The 17662-nt window shown below is 40.2% G+C and carries 10 protein-coding genes and 1 pseudogene; 5 read left to right on the forward strand and 6 right to left on the reverse strand.

The window, feature by feature from the left end; all coding sequences use genetic code 11:
* Positions 1-496 precede the first annotated feature (496 nt).
* Together ltrA (AC0VZ4_RS21520) and AC0VZ4_RS21525 are read left to right on the forward strand one after the other, a co-directional pair.
* On the forward strand, positions 497-1852 hold the full coding sequence (gene ltrA, locus AC0VZ4_RS21520) for a group II intron reverse transcriptase/maturase (protein ID WP_475439584.1): 1356 nt from the start codon (positions 497-499) through the stop codon (positions 1850-1852).
* Positions 1853-2123: 271 nt separating this feature from the next.
* Entirely contained in the window at positions 2124-3230 is a 1107-nt protein-coding gene (locus tag AC0VZ4_RS21525; protein WP_475442079.1) for a hypothetical protein, read from the forward strand.
* A 234-nt stretch (positions 3231-3464) separates the two neighbouring features.
* On the opposite strand, the gene AC0VZ4_RS21530 is transcribed toward AC0VZ4_RS21525, so the two are convergent.
* The 3 genes from AC0VZ4_RS21530 to ltrA (AC0VZ4_RS21540) all read right to left on the reverse strand — a co-directional run bounded on the left by AC0VZ4_RS21530 (position 3465) and on the right by ltrA (AC0VZ4_RS21540) (position 7912).
* The gene (locus tag AC0VZ4_RS21530; RefSeq protein WP_475442080.1) at positions 3465-4628 is read right to left on the reverse strand and encodes a DUF3179 domain-containing (seleno)protein; all 1164 of its coding nucleotides are present in this window, start codon (positions 4626-4628) and stop codon (positions 3465-3467) included.
* A gap of 219 nt (positions 4629-4847) precedes the next feature.
* Positions 4848-6386 carry a transposase gene (locus AC0VZ4_RS21535; RefSeq protein WP_475439616.1) on the reverse strand — a complete coding sequence of 513 codons (1539 nt, stop codon included), beginning with the start codon at positions 6384-6386 and terminating at the stop codon, positions 4848-4850.
* A gap of 236 nt (positions 6387-6622) precedes the next feature.
* Positions 6623-7912, reverse strand: coding sequence for a group II intron reverse transcriptase/maturase (gene ltrA / locus AC0VZ4_RS21540; protein ID WP_475442081.1), 1290 nt, complete (start codon positions 7910-7912; stop codon positions 6623-6625).
* A gap of 888 nt (positions 7913-8800) precedes the next feature.
* On the opposite strand from ltrA (AC0VZ4_RS21540), the gene AC0VZ4_RS21545 reads away from it, so the two are divergent.
* Together AC0VZ4_RS21545 and ltrA (AC0VZ4_RS21550) are read left to right on the forward strand one after the other, a co-directional pair.
* Positions 8801-10069, forward strand: a complete 1269-nt coding sequence (locus AC0VZ4_RS21545) for an IS110 family RNA-guided transposase (protein ID WP_475442082.1) — start codon at positions 8801-8803, stop codon at positions 10067-10069.
* A 1073-nt stretch (positions 10070-11142) separates the two neighbouring features.
* The gene (gene ltrA / locus AC0VZ4_RS21550) at positions 11143-12498 is read left to right on the forward strand and encodes a group II intron reverse transcriptase/maturase (RefSeq protein ID WP_475442083.1); all 1356 of its coding nucleotides are present in this window, start codon (positions 11143-11145) and stop codon (positions 12496-12498) included.
* A 79-nt stretch (positions 12499-12577) separates the two neighbouring features.
* Here the strand turns inward: ltrA (AC0VZ4_RS21550) and AC0VZ4_RS21555 are convergent, their stop codons facing one another.
* Together AC0VZ4_RS21555 and AC0VZ4_RS21560 are read right to left on the reverse strand one after the other, a co-directional pair.
* On the reverse strand, positions 12578-13069 hold the full coding sequence (locus tag AC0VZ4_RS21555; protein ID WP_475442084.1) for a GNAT family N-acetyltransferase: 492 nt from the start codon (positions 13067-13069) through the stop codon (positions 12578-12580).
* Positions 13070-13168: 99 nt separating this feature from the next.
* Positions 13169-13828 carry a RipA family octameric membrane protein gene (locus tag AC0VZ4_RS21560; protein ID WP_475442085.1) on the reverse strand — a complete coding sequence of 220 codons (660 nt, stop codon included), beginning with the start codon at positions 13826-13828 and terminating at the stop codon, positions 13169-13171.
* A gap of 242 nt (positions 13829-14070) precedes the next feature.
* Here AC0VZ4_RS21560 and AC0VZ4_RS21565 point away from each other — a divergent pair.
* A pseudogene (locus AC0VZ4_RS21565) lies at positions 14071-14999 on the forward strand (integron integrase).
* 353 nt (positions 15000-15352) lie between these two features.
* Here the strand turns inward: AC0VZ4_RS21565 and AC0VZ4_RS21570 are convergent.
* Complete coding sequence (locus AC0VZ4_RS21570) at positions 15353-17608, reverse strand: acyl-CoA dehydrogenase (protein WP_475442086.1); 2256 nt, start codon at positions 17606-17608, stop codon at positions 15353-15355.
* Positions 17609-17662 lie beyond the last annotated feature (54 nt).

Consider the following 17662-nt stretch of genomic DNA (forward strand, 5'->3'; position numbering starts at 1 on the left):
AAGATCACCATTTAAATAACACACTGTTATTAAACGATAACTACTAGCGAATGGCAAGGGCTAAATCGCGAGAGATAGTCTAGAGGAAGCCGCTAGCAAATCTGTGAGCTGATGAACAAAAACATCATATGAGGCGTAGGCTGGAGACGAGCTAGCACAAGATAGCGAAGTCATGTGATCTAACGGCCACCGTAAATGATGCAGTTGTGCAGAGAAAGTCGATGCACCTTATTCGGGGAGATCTGATAAACACGCATCCGCGCTAATGCTTGAAGATTACCAGTTAGGGACTGGTTGTTCAACCCTTGGCGCTTTGGTTGCTGCGACCTACAGCGAGCGAAATAGCAGTAAACAAGCGTTAGTTTCGACGCGCTTTATCGAGTAATCGCTAGAGTGATTTATCAGAAGTCAGCAGACGGCATAGTAGCCCAACACTTATCGTAATGGATAAGACATGGTGAAGGCCTGAACATCTTAACCAGAGGAGATACTACAAATGAACTTGAATTCACATAGATCACCGTGTTGTGATAGTGATGAACAGCGTTCTATGGTGAATAATACCTCGAATGAATACAACCAAACAAATCATGACCTGATGGCAAGGGTACTGAGCAACCACAATATTAGCGCTTCATGGCAACATGTTAAGCGCAATAAAGGGGCTGCGGGTATTGATAATATGAGTATTGAGGAATTTAATGACTTCGCTAAGTTACATTGGCTGGGTATTAAACAACAATTACTTAGCGGCACTTATCAACCCTTGCCAGTCAAACGCGTGATAATACCTAAACCTGATGGCGGTGAGCGAATGCTTGGGATCCCCTCTGTTATCGACAGAGTGATCCAACAAGCCATTGCTCAAGTGATTAGCCCTTTCTTTGAGCCTCAATTTTCACCACATAGTTATGGTTATCGCCCTCATAAAAGAGCCAGTCAAGCAGTGGACCATGTTCAATCTTGTGTTAAACAAGGTTGCAAAACAGCGGTTGATATTGACTTGTCTAAGTTCTTTGATGAGGTAAACCATGACATGCTGATGAATCGTGTTGGTCGTAAAATCAAAGACAAAGCACTCATGCACCTACTCGGTAAATACCTACGAGCAGGGATCGCAGAGCGCGAAAAGGGTCTGTGGTTTGAGTCAACCAAAGGAGTCCCTCAAGGTGGGCCATTATCCCCTTTACTTTCCAATATTTTACTCGATGAATTAGATAAGAAGCTAACCTACAAACACCTTAAGTTTGCACGTTACGCTGATGACATAATCATTTTAGTAAAAACGAAAAGTGAAGGGCTAATAATCCAACGGGAAATTACTGCGTTTATCACTCAGCGATTAAAACTCAAAGTGAATGAATCGAAAAGTCGAGTCGGTCCCGTATCAGGCTCGAAATTTCTTGGGTTTACCTTCCGCTACGCTCAAGTGCAGATCCACGAACAGGCGCTAAAGAAATTTAAAGCAAATGTAAGAGAACTCACTAACCGCAACTGGGGGATCTCAATGACCCTACAAATTCATAAACTCACGCAGTATTTACGTGGCTGGGGACACTATTACCTAATAGCCAACGCTTATCAGTTAACGGTGGATTTAGATCATTGGATCCGCCGTAGGATAAGAATGTGCTACTGGCGGCAATGGCGTAAACCACGTACGAAAGTACGCAGTTTAATGAAATTGGGTGTTAGCGAGCGACTCGCCATAGCCTGTGGTATCACCAGTAAAGGCCCTTGTAGAAGCTCAAAAACAAAAGGAATTAACATTGCGCTAGGTAATGACTATTTAGCATCACAAGGTTTAGTGTCATTGAAAGATATTTGGATCAATATTCATTACGGGAGATGAACCGCCCATTGCGGACCCGCATGATGGGTGGTGTGGGGGCTGGAGGTTAGAGACCTCCGGCTACCCGATTAAATGGCGAGTCCACTATACCTTTTTCCATATTTATTAAAGTAGATAAAGTTGTGTAATAACGTGTAATAACATTTTATTTTTTTTATTATATATTTTATTAGGCATTATTTAATGCTTTGAAAAATAAGCAACACCTTTATCAAATAAATATGATGTTAAATAACATCAAGAAATATATAACTATTGTAGGGATTAAAAAATGAAGATTCTTGGCACATATAATTCTATGAAATCGAATGAATTTGGTGAGAGCTTAATAACTCAATTAGAAGAGAAATTTGAGATCGACCTAAAATCTATCATCTTCGATAAAAACTTGACTATAGATAATATAAGAGATAAGGCAGTGATATTACTTACTGAGGGAGCTAGAAAACATCACAGAAAAATGGGGAATACTGACTGGTTATCTTCAGATATGGGCGACTTAGCAGCAGAGCCTAATCTATTTATGTCAGCTGAAAATGCAAAAGATTTCAGTGAGCTTCGAGGGGACGATATAAGAACTCAACTACAAATTTCGTCAAAACGTTTGGCAGATGCACTAGAGTCTCCTAACTATGGCATGGCATCTTTTTACATTTTTGCTGGAGGATTTCTTGGAGTGACAACTATAAGTGCAGGGGCATTTGTTACTGCTTACGTTATTGCAGGAGAGATTGCCGCCGTACAAGCAGGTTTAAAAGCATTGAAAGGAAACGCAATTGCTGCAATCGCAATACTCGTAATTATATTGATAATATTTTTTATTTTCTTAAGACCATCCAAGTTATTAGGCCTTGTGATAAACAGAACGAGTGATAACTTAATTGTAAATAACTATAAAGAATCAGATGGAGACTTATATCTAAATACGGGTAAGATGTCAGCATTTATGGTTGACCACGCAAAAATTGGAGAAGTTAAACCAAATTACGTGCAGATTCATGGAATGATGCGGGTTACAGCTGATTTCAGTATTGCTTTTGGGGGGTGGTACTTTGCAGAAAAAAGAGATTGGGCTCTGCTTGGTGCAGATGGTGCAATGGTGTTTACTTCCACTAACAATGACAAATTAAAGTTTGCTCATCAGTATTCAGTACCTTATTCAAAAAGTAATGGTACAAATATTAAAAAACTAACTTCTAATGATTACTCAATGGAAAAAATATTTACGGAACTCAGAGATAATCAGTCCCAAGAAAAGACTGTTACTGATTCAGGCTACACTCTTACATCTGCAATTAATGATACAAGCGGTCAGGAAGTAAGTCTAATTGCATCCATAGCAGACGACAATGACCCCATCAATAAAGCTTTGAAATAAGAGTACTCATGAACCTCGCCATCGTCCAATCTTGATGGCGTTTTTCCAAGAGCTTATTGACGGAATTACAGTTTTTAACGACCGATTGTTACAAAATATTCTCATCTTTCTAGCATGCGTAACTCAAGCTAATAGCCATTTAACGCTCCACTCACAGGAATTTTGGGAGCGGAGCGAATAAAATTTCCGAGTGCAGTGGCTTGTTAGTCGGCTATATTGCCAGAGTAAATTTGACTATTGCAGTCGAATCAATTTGCTTTGCGGATGAAACAATCTCCAAGAAAACCAATACTCATCGGAGATGGCAACGAGCTGCAAATTTTCTCCCATATCACCTTTGATGAGCTTGCCTCGAATGTTCCAGACCGAACCACTTAACACGTCGGCAAGTGTATTATCAATACTCAATTTGATGTCTAGTGACATCTCACCTAAAGAACTCTTAAAACAAACTACAAAATCATTATTTGCAACTAAAAAGAATCCCAAATCTTCGTTTTTGGTTATACCTTTCTTAATCAGCTCGTCCTTAAGATACACCACATGATTATTAACCAGTGGATCAATAACGCCAACGACATGGGTTCGTGCAGGAAAAGATTTATCACGATTTTTCGCGCCTAAACCTGGAGTGACCTCACTCGCCATGATTTTTTTCCAAAGCCCAGGTACAGGTAGTTGAAACTCTTTAAAATCGTCCTCGGTAACGTTAACAACTTGAGGAATAGGGCTTAGTTTTTTTATTTCGGCCCATGGCAGAATTTGAAATGGGATCATAGTCAATGTATGTGGATGCAATTTCCCTATGAGTGATTCAAACGTAGCTTGCTGAAAGAATGTTTTTGTTTTTCGGTCTGCCACAATCATATTTGCATTCTTGAATGATCCAACAAACAAAGGACCAATATCAGTTACATCAAAAGGAATAATACTGCGACACATGGCACAATAAGTTAAAGCAACAGTACAATTACTAAATCGGTCGTTGATTATGTGATGATGGATTACATAATCCAAAGGATAAGCCTTGGTTTCCCCATTATATTCAATTACTGCTAATTCAGTATTTTCATTAATAGGAAGAATAGATATATCATCAGCAATCTCAGGGTAATCTTTTGCTTTAAATGCACTCTCTTGATGCATTTTGTAACTTAAAACAATAGCCAACCCCATTATGGCAAGAGGAAGTAGTGCATCCGATGGAAATAGCTCCGTTTGTATGGTTTGCCAAAGTACCCAGAATACACTTCCAATGAAAATCATCCACGCTACGGGCTTGCGAATAAAGTAATGATAATAAAGCCACTTAACGGGAAATGCTTTTAAAAATGCCATGTAAATAGCAGCAGTTCCAACGATAATAGAGACTATGGCAAGTATATATAAGGTAATCATGTTCTTCCTTTTTTACGGCTAACGAGCCTGTAGATTAACTCGTTTTTAAATTTATTTTTATTGATAAATAGACCATAGCTGAGTTCCAATTTTGATTCAATTGATTACTGTATTTTTCATAGAATATAAAAGCTGGTTTGGTATTGTTTTAACTGGCGTTTTGGAAGGAGTTACGGGTGTTTCAGTGGCTTTATTTTGGCTTAAAAGGGGTTGCCTCTCTTAATGCATCGTGTTTTTCAGCTTTTCTATATTATGAACAAGGCAATACAGTTGCCATTGGGCGTTCACTTTCGTTTGACCCCGTAAGGTCAATTTATTCATCCCTTTATTCACTGTAATGTTTCCGAACACTGGCTCAATACAGCCTAATCGCTTACTGTATTGTCGTCGCCCTATGGGGCTATCTATTTTTACTTTCATTTTGTCTACATAGCTCAGCTTTTTGCGTGATTCATTATTTATAAACTGAACTTGTCGTCCCCTGTCTATCGGTGGTTTTCGCATGCATTGCTGTTGTAGCGGGCACGCTTTACAGTCTTTTAAGTAACCGCAGAATCGCGTGTATTGCTGATTGTGACTTTTTACATTTATACCACTTCGCCACATATCATTACCTGCTGGGCAGCGGCATGTTTGGGTTGCTTCATCATAATGAAAATCATCTGAGGTAAATAAGCGTGGCTTGCCTTTGCTGCGTTTTAGCCGGCGCTTTTCTTGCTCCGTTTCGTATGTTTCGCTGTCTTTAAACAGCGGATTTCGTTTTCTAAACTGATTATCCGCAATGTAGGTATCGAACCCACTTTTCGCCATATATTCAAGGTTCACTTCGCTGTTAAACCCGCTGTCTGCGGTGAATTTAATGGTGTGTTTATCTGCCATTTTTTCTGTATTGAGTTTAGCGAGTTGCTGTTTTAATTGCTTAACAGCTGGCTGTAGAGTTTGTTGTTCGCCCACCGACCCCCACGCTTGTGCTTGCAGGATGATTTGATGTTTGTCATCGTTTATCGCTATGCCGTTATAGCCTTGAATTGTCCCTTTTGACGTGGTCATTTTCGCGCTATCAGGGTCAGTGATATTACTTTTAACAGGCTTGCCTTTACTGCCTATTTTTTCTTTGTGAGTGGCTAAGAACTCGGTAATTTTATCTGCACTTTTATCCAGCTTTTCTTTTTGTTTTAAGTCCTGAGTTATCAACTCTTCGCCCAGACCATCTTCTGATTGGTGGCGTTCAATAATACGTTTACTTGCGCGTTCTAGTTTTGCTTTTTTGCGGCCTAACTCATCGAATGTGCCACTCCACTCTTTACTCGCATTGGACTTTAATTTACATCCATCAATGGCAAACATGTTGCGGCCTATCAAGTCTTCCTCATCACATATCATCAGCACTTGCGTAAAAAGTGGCTCAATCTGTTCATGCATTTTAGCCACAAAACCCGCTATAGATGTGTAATGTGGCTGGATATCACCCGACACACTCATAAATAAAATGTTCGTCTCACACGCTTTAGCAATTCGGCGACTACTAATTAAACCATGTGCATAGCCCAGTAAAATAATCTTTAACATTACCGAAGGCGGATACGCAGCAGCGCCCGTTTTGTCGTTGTTATACCACGCGTCAAATCCCGATAAATCGAGTTTATTTTCGACGATATAACAAAGGGCATATTCAAATGTGCCAGGCAGAATCTGCTCAGCGAAATTGATAGGAATGAATTTATTTTGACAGGATAAGTCAGGCTTATAGTTAGCCATAACAGTTTACCATGGGTGAATAATATCTATTAGATCACAGCGAATAGATGGATTCAAGGTTAAAAAGCAACCAACCAAGAATAGTTGTGTATGTTCCTAAAAAGAGTAATTCTACAGCCTATCGTGGTAGAGCGACCTATTGCTAGGCCGACCCCACACAGATCCGGACGTGCGGAACTACCGCATCCGGCTCTTCAGTTATATATTCACTCGTGTAAAAAAAAAAACACACGACCCTAGTACCAATCAACAAGGATATTTCGCTTGCTGACTTTGATACTCTCAATGTTAAAATACCCTATCATCTTCTTGAAATTACTCCAGTTATAACTTTGTCGACCACTGCGTCTGTTCAACCATTTATATAAACTATGTAGCACATAGTCATATATTGTGGATAAGCTTCGGCTGTTGTCTGGTAAACCAAAGTAATTTCTAAATCCTAACAGTTTTCGTCTCAATTGAGGTAGCCAGCTTTTCAATTTTAATGAATACCTTGCTTTGATCCATCGATAATATTCACTCAGCGTCGCCTTTTGCTTCTTCGCAGCCGTTCGTCGCCTAAGTCGTGGCTTACCATTTGAATCTGTGCCCCAATAGAACTCAAACCCTAGAAATACAAAGTGACGTTTTCGACCAACATGAAATCTACTAAATCGCATTAGCGAGGTTTTGTCTTGCGCAACGTCTAAATTAAATTTCTTTAATCGCTTGGGTAACACTTTATAAAAGCGCTCTGCGTCATTTGCAAATTGAAATGCGCAAACAAAATCGTCTGCATAGCGGATCATCATTGCACTTCCACGCATCCTCGGCTTTACTTTCTTTTCAAACCAGAGATCTAAAGCATAATGCAGATATATATTAGCCAACACTGGGCTGATAATTCCACCTTGAGGGCTTCCACTTGATGGTTTAGTGAATACGCCATCGGGTGATTTTATCCGCGCTTTTAACCACTGGTTGATTAAATTAAGCATTGCCTTATCATCAATGCGTAACGCTAACATTTTCATCAGCCATTCATGCTCAAGGTTGTCGAAGAAGCCTTTAATGTCAGCTTCAACGATATAACCATATCCTTTAAATTGAAGATTCATTGTTAGGCTATGTACTGCTTGATGTGCACTTTTATTCGGCCTATACCCATAGCTATTGCGCATAAAGTCTTGCTCCCAGATACTTTGCAGGATCTGACTAACACTTTGTTGCACAAGTTTGTCATCAACTGTTGGAAGCCCTAGCGGTCGTTCTTTACCATTGGATTTTGGGATGTAGATGCGTTTAATATCATTAACTCGATAACTTTTCTGTTTGAGTTGCTGACTTAAACGTTCGATATTTTCAATTAACGTTGACTTGTATTTTGGCATCGTAATGCCATCAATACCCGGACTGGCTAATTTATTGAGTTGACCCCAGCTTTCATACAGGCTTGCGGCATCTAGCAATCCATATAGATTCTGAAACCTGTGCTTAGGGTGAGTATGTGCTTTAAATGCAAGGGTATTAAGTGTTGTTGTCATAATATTTCCAGCCCTACTTTGTCCGGTCTATGTGTTGACTTAGTACCCGATATAACTGTCAGCTCCTTCGCCATGTACAGGGCTTTCCCCTGCCCAGACTACTATGGGCTGATCTGACTTCCAAAAGGTCATCGTTAGCTTTGCTTTTCGTTAAGCTTTCCTACCACCATCCTTGTGGAACACCTTTGGATCTCTCAAGTTCTCAAACCATCTCTTTATACATGCCACGGCTTTGAAACTCCGCTGACTCGCCACAACCTTACTAACACGGCTGTTTTGCATGGACTTCGGTGGCGTTGCAAACCTCGTCAGTCAGATCTAATATTTATCGGAGCGATATCAGCACTTCAGGATCACGATAACCCCTATGGCCTACATAATTCTCTGTGTACGCTTCGCCAATCTTGTTCGTGTGATGCTATCCTCATAACTGAAAAGCAATTGCTAATCCCACACTCCGCCAAAGGCGCAACACTCGATACAGGAGGTTAGTTAGACCTTGCCCGACAGGGACTTGCACCCTGCAAGATGGATCAAGCTTAGCTTGACGCACCAACGCCTTGCTAAGCGGCAATAAAATAACTGGCTAAAATTAGCGAGGAACGAGCAAAAGCCAGCTGTTTTTTGTTCGTTTAAGCAACTTATAGTTACTCCGTTCCATTAATTAATGTATTTACCTATCTCATTAATACATGGAATATGCTTCTGTTGATCACGAATATTTGAGCGGAAACAATTAATGTTTGTAACAAGACTTTCGGATCAACAGGAGTTATTTGTTTCAATACGCATACTCAGGGATTGTCGTAATACCGACTATCTATAAGACCTGCGAGAAACACTATTAGCCTCTATCTATTCTTTCACTTTACCTCTAGGAGGCCCAAAATGGAAGCCTTTAACGTCTCAGATTTTGCTGCCCTTATCGGGATCGATTGGGCCGACCGTAAACACGATATTTGTGAAATAAATCGCGACACAAATACACAACATTTAAGTGTGATTTCCTCTGAGCCTAAGTCAATTAATGCATGGGCGCTTGGGTTAAAACAACGCTACAACGGCAGATCTGTTGCTGTCGCGTGTGAGCTAAAAAAAGGCCCACTTATATATGCACTCAGTAAATTTAAGCACATTGTATTATTTGTGATTAACCCATCAAGTGTTGCTAAATACCGTGCTGCATTTACGCACAGCGGGGCTAAAGATGCTCCTACTGATGCAATTATTCAAGTTGAAATCTTACAACTTCATATGGATAAATTAACGGTTATTAGGCCGGATTCAGAGGACGTTAGGTGTCTTGCGCAGCTTGTCGAATACAGACGTAAACTAGTACAAGATCGTGTTAATTTAACCAATAAAATAGCCACAACGCTAAAAAATTATTATCCCCACGTGATTGATTGGTTTAAAGAAAAAGACACTCAAATATTCTGTGACTTCTTACTGCGCTGGCCCTCTCTTGCTCACGCTAAAAAAGCGAGAAAACAGACACTACTCGACTTCTTTAATCAACATAATTCCCGCTACCCACTCGTTAATGAAAAGCGGATAAAAGAAATCAAGGATGCAGAAATACTCACCGAAGATATGGCGGTGATCACGCCAAACTTATTGCTTATTGAATGCCTCGTTCCGCAACTTAAACAACTGATGTTGGCAATAACACGATTTGATGACGAAATTAAAACGCTTTATAAGCAACATACAGATCGCGCTATTTTTGATAGTTTACCCGGTGCAGGCCCACAATTAGCACCTCGATTATTAGCCGCTATGGGGTCAAATCGTGACCGCTATAAGTGCGCCGCTGACATACAAAAATACGCAGGCATTGCTCCAGTAACCGAACGCAGTGGCAAAAAGGAATGGATACACTGGCGATACTCGTGCACTAAATTTTTAAGGCAAACATTTGTGGAATGGGCTGGATTATCTGTGCGTTATTCATTTTGGGCTAAAGCCTATTATCGGCAGCAAGAAGCCAAAGGAAAACCCCATAATACCATCATCAGATCATTGGCATTTAAGTGGATACGAATCCTATTTAGGTGCTGGAAGACACATACGCCCTACGATGAATCAACTTACTTAACTGCATTGAAAAGTAAGGGATCACCGCTGTTAAAATTTGCGGTGGAAAGTGAGCTTTAGCGCTTGCTGTCCACCTCAGGGCGTGTTGTTATGTTTTAGGCCTAGGGCGACTAATGCCGCCCCGCCAAAGACTACAAAAGAACTAACATCAAATAAGCCGTAGCTCTAATGATGCGAGCAATATCAATTGTGATCTCGATTTTCGAAGTTTTAAGGGTGAACATAATGTTCTCCAAAATAAACCCCGAGCCGGCTCAGGAAAATTAAACACCTGAGCTTAACGTCACAGGCCAGTGACGCCATACTACGGATTGCAGCCCATAAGTATGGATTGTAGTGAAGGTACCAGCTTCACCAGCAGGGTGTGGTACCACAAAGATCAAAGGTCTGGTAAGACAAAGCCGGGTCTCGGCTCAATGATATTTATGCACCCCTAACACAAAGTATCGGTTGGTCCAGCCCTGCCAGACTCCAATACTTCGGTATTCTTTAAAACATAACGCTTACATAAGCGGAAAATTATAGTTGGCTAAAATGTTTGAGGAACGAAAAACAGCCAACTGTAATTTTTCCGCTTAATGTTCTTGTGTACGCCCGACATGGGCATCGACTTATGAGGTGAAAGTCCTCTGTAGGAAGATCACCGTTTAAATAACATGCTGTTATTAAACGATAACTACTAGCGAATGGCAAGGGCTAAATCGCGAGAGATAGTCTGGAGGAAGCCGCTAGCAAATCTGCGAGCTGATGAACAAAAAACATCATATGAGGCGTAGGCTGGAGACGAGCTAGCACAAGATAGCGAAGTCATGTGATCTAACGGCCACCGTAAATGATGCAGTTGTGCAGAGAAAGTCGATGCACCTTATTCGGGGAGATCTGATAAACACGCATCCGCGCTAATGCTTGAAGATTACCAGTTAGGGACTGGTCTTTAAAACCTAGGCGCTCTGGTTGCTGCGACCTACAGCGAGCGAAATAGCAGTAAACAAGCGTTAGTTTAGACGCGCTTTATCGAGTAATCGCTAGAGTGATTTATCAGAAGTCAGCAGACGGCATAGTAGCCCAACACTTATCGTAATGGATAAGACATGGTGAAGGCCTGAACATCTTAACCAGAGGAGATACTACAAATGAACTTGAATTCACATAGATCACCGTGTTGTGATAGTGATGAACAGCGTTCTATGGTGAATAATACCTCGAATGAATACAACCAAACAAATCATGACCTGATGGCAAGGGTACTGAGCAACCACAATATTAGCGCTTCATGGCAACATGTTAAGCGCAATAAAGGGGCTGCCGGTATTGATAATATGAGTATTGAGGAATTTAATCACTTCGCTAAGTTACATTGGCTGGGTATTAAACAACAATTACTTAACGGCACTTATCAACCCTTGCCAGTCAAACGCGTGATAATACCTAAACCTGATGGCGGTGAGCGAATGCTTGGGATCCCCTCTGTTATCGACAGAGTGATCCAACAAGCCATTGCTCAAGTGATTAGCCCTTTCTTTGAGCCTCAATTTTCACCACATAGTTATGGTTATCGCCCTCATAAAAGAGCCAGTCAAGCAGTGGACCATGTTCAATCTTGTGTTAAACAAGGTTGCAAAACAGCGGTTGATATTGACTTGTCTAAGTTCTTTGATGAGGTAAACCATGACATGCTGATGAATCGTGTTGGTCGTAAAATCAAAGACAAAGCACTCATGCACCTACTCGGTAAATACCTACGAGCAGGGATCGCAGAGCGCGAAAAGGGTCTGTCGTTTGAGTCAACCAAAGGAGTCCCTCAAGGTGGGCCATTATCCCCTTTACTTTCCAATATTTTACTCGATGAATTAGATAAGAAGCTAACCTACAAACACCTTAAGTTTGCACGTTACGCTGATGACATAATCATTTTAGTAAAAACGAAAAGTGAAGGGCTAATAATCCAACGGGAAATTACTGCGTTTATCACTCAGCGATTAAAACTCAAAGTGAATGAATCGAAAAATCGAGTCGGTCCAGTATCAGGCTCGAAATTTCTTGGGTTTACCTTCCGCTACGCTCAAGTGCAGATCCACGAACAGGCGCTAAAGAAATTTAAAGCAAATGTAAGAGAACTCACTAACCGCAACTGGGGGATCTCAATGACCCTACAAATTCATAAACTCACGCAGTATTTACGTGGCTGGGGACACTATTACCTAATAGCCAACGCTTATCAGTTAACGGTGGATTTAGATCATTGGATCCGCCGTAGGATAAGAATGTGCTACTGGCGGCAATGGCGTAAACCACGTACGAAAGTACGCAGTTTAATAAAACTGGGTGTTAGCGAACGACTCGCGATAGCCTGTGGTATCACCAGTAAAGGGCCTTGTCGAAGCTCAAAAACAAAAGGAATTAACATTGCGCTAGGCAATGACTATTTAGCATCACAAGGTTTAGTGTCATTGAGAGATATTTGGATCGGTATTCATTACGGGAGATGAACCGCCCATTGCGGACCCGCATGATGGGTGGTGTGGGGGCTGGAGGTTAGAGACCTCCGGCTACCCGATTATGTGTTGGTTACACCGATATATTTAAGCGAGCTAAAATGAGTAAATCAGTAAATTTTCCAGCCTTAAAATTACAACATTTTTTTTCACCTTCAACTTTAAAACCAAACTTTTTATAGAGGGATAATGCAACTTCATTGTCAGGATAAACTTCTAACTCCAAGCGTAATATATTTAACCAATTGTCAGCTTGGTTAATCGCTTCTGCAAGTAATCTTCGTCCAACTCCTTTACCATGACTATCTGGGTGTACAGCAATAGCTAACGATGCAGAATGCTTTTCTCTTGGCTTATTTGACAAAATAAGACTTACATGTCCAATCACTTTTTCATCTAATTCAGCGACCAATATGTAATCCGTAGGACTTTGAAAAAATTTATCTACATCGCTAGAACTTAAAAATGGAACCTGAGACGTATTCTCTGTTACAGAAGAATAACTATAAATTTCTGCTAAGTCCTTAATATCTGATTGCTCAAAATGCCTAATATTTAATTTCAAGTTAACACCTTAATTTTCAAAAACACATAACGCCGCAATAAAAGGCGAGCGTTAGCGAGTCCAGCCCACGCTTTTTGTGGGCGATTTTTAATTGCCTTGTTAGTCATTTTTGATCTCAGTGGTACGAATGGAGCCTTTGTGCCAAAAACCGCCACCATATGTACGGCCCAGCCAGAAGAACAATATGCTGGAAATTATACTAATGCTTATTACAGAAACATAAAGAGGATTAAAGCTTGCCGTAAAATCAAACTTTGGTAACGAGTAGACCAACAAACACACCCATAGTGCTGAAATATATATGCTGATTATTTGATTTATTTTTGATACCGAAAAAGGTGATGGGCCAGTAATTAGATGTATGCTTTTTTCTTTCAGGCCTACGGGATCTGCCCTTGTGAGAATCACCTTATACAAAGGCCCAGTAACATCATCCTCCAATGAATCGACGTGATTCTCCCAATTTTCTTGCCACTGCTTACTTCCTCTGTTTACACATAGCCAAGCTATAGAGAAAACAAAACCTAAGCAGGACAAAATAACAGCTAAATCTTGCTTATTTGAAGCTGTCGATGCTTGAACTGCAATATAGCCCGCAAACGTAGCACCAATGAATGTCCAAAAATATGTAGCCCGCTTCCAGTAAAGCTCTATCTCAAATTTACGGATATCAAGTGCGTGTTCTAGAGCCTTTTCCCTTTTGCCTTCAGGAAAATGTACATCATCATATTGCTGTTGAGTTATTTCAGTTGTTGGCACGATTTCATCCTTTGATGACTAACAATTTTATAGTGCGCTCATCGCGCATATATCTGCCAATGTCACGCTCATGTATTCAATAATTCTTTTTTAACAAATAACTTAACACATTGCTATATATAATTTTTTATTAGCATTCAAACTCTCAATAAAAGAGAAAATGCGCTCGTCGCTCATTTTCTTGAATATGGGAGCAGCACAACTATACTGTATATAAAAACAGCATTATTATTAGTGGTAATATGAAAACACGTTCTCCATTTTTAAATTATATAGCCGATTATATGTTGGTACGTCAGTATTCATTACGCACCGTAGATACCTACCTAAGATGGATTGCATCTTATATCCATTTTCATAATAAACGCCATCCCGCCTCAATGGGGGACAATGAAGTCGAACGCTACTTAGAACATTTAGTGTTAAAGCAAAACGTTGCACCACGTACGCAAGCCACCGCACTCAATTCATTGTCATTTTTATACAAGCACATAATAAAAAAAGAACTCTCATTAAATTTAAATTTTGCTCGTAATAAAAAACAAGCAAAGCTCCCTGTCGTGATGACCCCAGAGGAAGTTAAAATGTTGATGGCTCATTTAAATAAGCGCTATTATTTAATTGCAGCCCTTATGTATGGAAGTGGCTTAAGAGTAATGGAAGCGGTGCAATTAAGAGTAAAAGATATTGATTTTGATTATAAATGCATTCAAGTATGGAATGGAAAAGGTAATAAACACCGCATTGTTACGCTGGCCACAGAGCTAATTCCTATGCTGAGAAATCAAATTTTGAACGTTGATGACTATTTAAAACTGGATTTAAATAATACGGAATATTCTGGCGTATGGATGCCATATGCTTTAACAAAAAAATATCCAAGTGCCGCAAAATCGTTTGCGTGGCAATATTTATTTCCTTCTCATATATTAAGTTCAGATCCTCAAAGTGTGAAATAAGGCGACATCATTTTCATCACTCTTGTATTAGAAAAGAGGTTAAAAAAGCCGTCCAAAAATCAGGGTTAACAAAAATAATAACACCTCATACATTAAGACACTCTTTTGCTACTCATCTACTGCAAAATGGCGCCGATATAAGAACTGTTCAAGCTCAGCTAGGTCACAGCGATGTGCGTTCAACACAAATAATACCCGCTGTATTGAATTAGTGAGCAATTATAGCGATAGATAAATAGCTCAATAACAAGGCAAAAACTTGGTTATATAGTTTATCTATATGAGAAGTTTTTAACGCAGTTAATGAGTTATTTAGAACGCTAAAATGTTCAACGTTTTAATTCAGTGGGTATGCTACCCATGTACTACAACAAGGTGCTAACGGGGTTATCAGCCCTTTTTCAAGATTATAAGCGTCTCTTTTTAGTCCTCTACACATACATACTCGCTTACAAATCAATACCGCTATCTATTTCCATTTTAAAAACATAAAAAAGCCCCGCTTGTTTTTACTCAAGAATAAAAGCGCCGATACTGCGGGCGCTTTGCATCATTGAATTTAATTTTACTGATTAACTACGCTTTTAAGCGGGTTAATCGGCTGTGCGTTATCGTCTAGTATGTTCATATCAAAATCGAACTCATCTACACGAATCGCTTTTTCACGTTTGATGTTGTAATCAATTAACTGAACGTGTTCAGCTTGGGTAATTACGTTCGCCGCTAGTGCGTTATCAAGCGTAATGTTAAAACGTGCACCTGGTTTAATTACTTTAGCACGTAGTGCTTTTTTAACTTTAGCCAGCTCGCCAAGTGATGCCATTTTAGCTTTGTAAGCTTGCTCATTAATATGATGACCATCGCCCACTACTGGTTTAACTAAATGCGTAATTTGCGCTTTAAATGCGGTATCTAGCTGAGCTTGCTTAGCTAGTTCGCGGATTAAATCATCGCTAATTTTTGGCATTTTAGTTGAGTAGTTCATTGTAATGAAACGAATAAACTTACGAGTACCACTTGCAGGGAAGTTATCTAAAAACTTATGCAGTGCTTCTTCAGCGCTTTGTAGTGCAAAACGAGTTGCGTAATGGAAATAAGGCGCTGCTTGCTCACGGTCACTACTTGCTACTTTTTGCTCGTAGTATTTAATTGATGCCATAGCTGCGTACAAGAAGCTCATTACATCACCTAAGCGCGCTGATAGCATTTCTGCTTGCTTTAACTTACCGCCAAGTACAAGTAGCGAGAAGTCTGCATATACTGCAAGTTTTGCAGATAACTTATGTACTGCTTTTTCGTAGTCGCGTACTTCTGGCAATTCAGAGTTAGCACTTGCTGTAAATGGTAAAACACCTAAGCGCAAAGCACGTAAGCTGTTTGCTGTGCTGTAGCCAATTGTTTTACGTAAAATACCGTTAAATTCTTTATCTGCGCCTTTGTCTTCGCTATGAATTGACTCAACCATAGATTGTAAATATGGGTGACAACGCATAACACCTTGGCCAAAAATCATCAGGTTACGAGTAAGAATGTTCGCACCTTCTACCGTGATGGCAATCGGCTGAGCAACATAACCGCTCGCAAGCGTATTTTGTGGACCATTTTGAATCGCTTTACCTGCTTGAATATCCATTGCTGAATCAAGCACATCGCGACCAAGCTCTGTCATGTGGTACTTAGCGATTGCGGTTACTACTGATGGTTTTAAGCCCATGCCTAAGCCTTCAGTTGTAAGTACGCGCATTGCTTCTTGTAGGTATGTTTTACCTGCAATGTCGGCAAGTTTTTCTTGAATACCTTCAAACTGGCCAATGGCTAAACCAAACTGTTCACGCACTGCTGCGTATTCAGATGCTGATTTAAATGCAACTTGTGCTGTACTAACACCTAGCGCAGGTAATGAAATACCACGGCCAGCACCTAAACAGCTAACCAGCATTTGCCAACCACGGCCGATGTTTTTCTGTCCACCAATAACAAAATCCATTGGTACAAATACTTTGTTACCACGTGTAGTACCGTTGTAAAAACGAATACCCATTGGGTCGTGGCGATTACCAAGCTCAACACCTGGGTGCTCTTTAGGAATAAGTGCACAGGTAATGCCTAGGTTTTCTTTACCACCAAGTAGGCCATCTGGATCAACTACTTTAAATGCTAAACCAAGTACGGTAGCAATAGGTGCAAGTGTAATGTAGCGCTTGTCCCAGGTAATTTCTAAACCAAGGACTTCTTCGCCGTTGTACATACCTTTAGTTACTTTACCAACATCAGGAATACCACCTGCATCAGAACCCGCTTCTGGGCTTGTTAATGCAAAACATGGAATATCTGTACCATTTGCTAGGCGTGGTAGGTAATGTGCTTGCTGTTCTTGCGTACCAAAGTGAAGTAGTAACTCACCTGGGCCTAACGAGTTTGGAACCATGACGGTTACCGCAACTGCTGAGCTTTTAGTCGCAATTGTGCCAACAATAGTAGAGTTTGCATAAGGGCTAAACTCTAAACCACCAAACGACTTAGGAATGATAAGCGAGAAAAAACGCTCTTTTTTCAAAAATTCTAAGATGTCATTTGGTAAATGAATACCGTTTTGAATCACTGAATCGTCAATCATGCCCAGTAGTTCTTTTACTGGACCGTCTAAGAATGCTTGCTCGTCTGCGCTTAATGTAGCTGCAGGTACGTCGCGCAATGCGCTGAAATCAGGTTTACCTTGATAGATAGACCCTTCAAGCCATACATCACCCGCGTCTAGCGCTTCTTGTTCAGTGATAGAAATACTTGGTAATACTTTTTTTAGTTTTGTACGTAAACTCATGATTGAACTCATCCGACCAGCTAAATAATAACTACATTACGTCATAAAAAATCG

Source organism: Pseudoalteromonas sp. QJM3NY_22 (assembly GCF_056173065.1).

Coding starts and splice junctions, on each gene's coding strand:
- ltrA (WP_475439584.1), top strand. CDS start 497: ATGAACTTGAATTCACATAGATCACCGTGTTGTGATAGTGATGAACAG.
- AC0VZ4_RS21525 (WP_475442079.1), top strand. CDS start 2,124: ATGAAGATTCTTGGCACATATAATTCTATGAAATCGAATGAATTTGGT.
- AC0VZ4_RS21530 (WP_475442080.1), bottom strand. CDS start 4,628: ATGATTACCTTATATATACTTGCCATAGTCTCTATTATCGTTGGAACT.
- AC0VZ4_RS21535 (WP_475439616.1), bottom strand. CDS start 6,386: ATGGCTAACTATAAGCCTGACTTATCCTGTCAAAATAAATTCATTCCT.
- ltrA (WP_475442081.1), bottom strand. CDS start 7,912: ATGACAACAACACTTAATACCCTTGCATTTAAAGCACATACTCACCCT.
- AC0VZ4_RS21545 (WP_475442082.1), top strand. CDS start 8,801: ATGGAAGCCTTTAACGTCTCAGATTTTGCTGCCCTTATCGGGATCGAT.
- ltrA (WP_475442083.1), top strand. CDS start 11,143: ATGAACTTGAATTCACATAGATCACCGTGTTGTGATAGTGATGAACAG.
- AC0VZ4_RS21570 (WP_475442086.1), bottom strand. CDS start 17,608: ATGAGTTTACGTACAAAACTAAAAAAAGTATTACCAAGTATTTCTATC.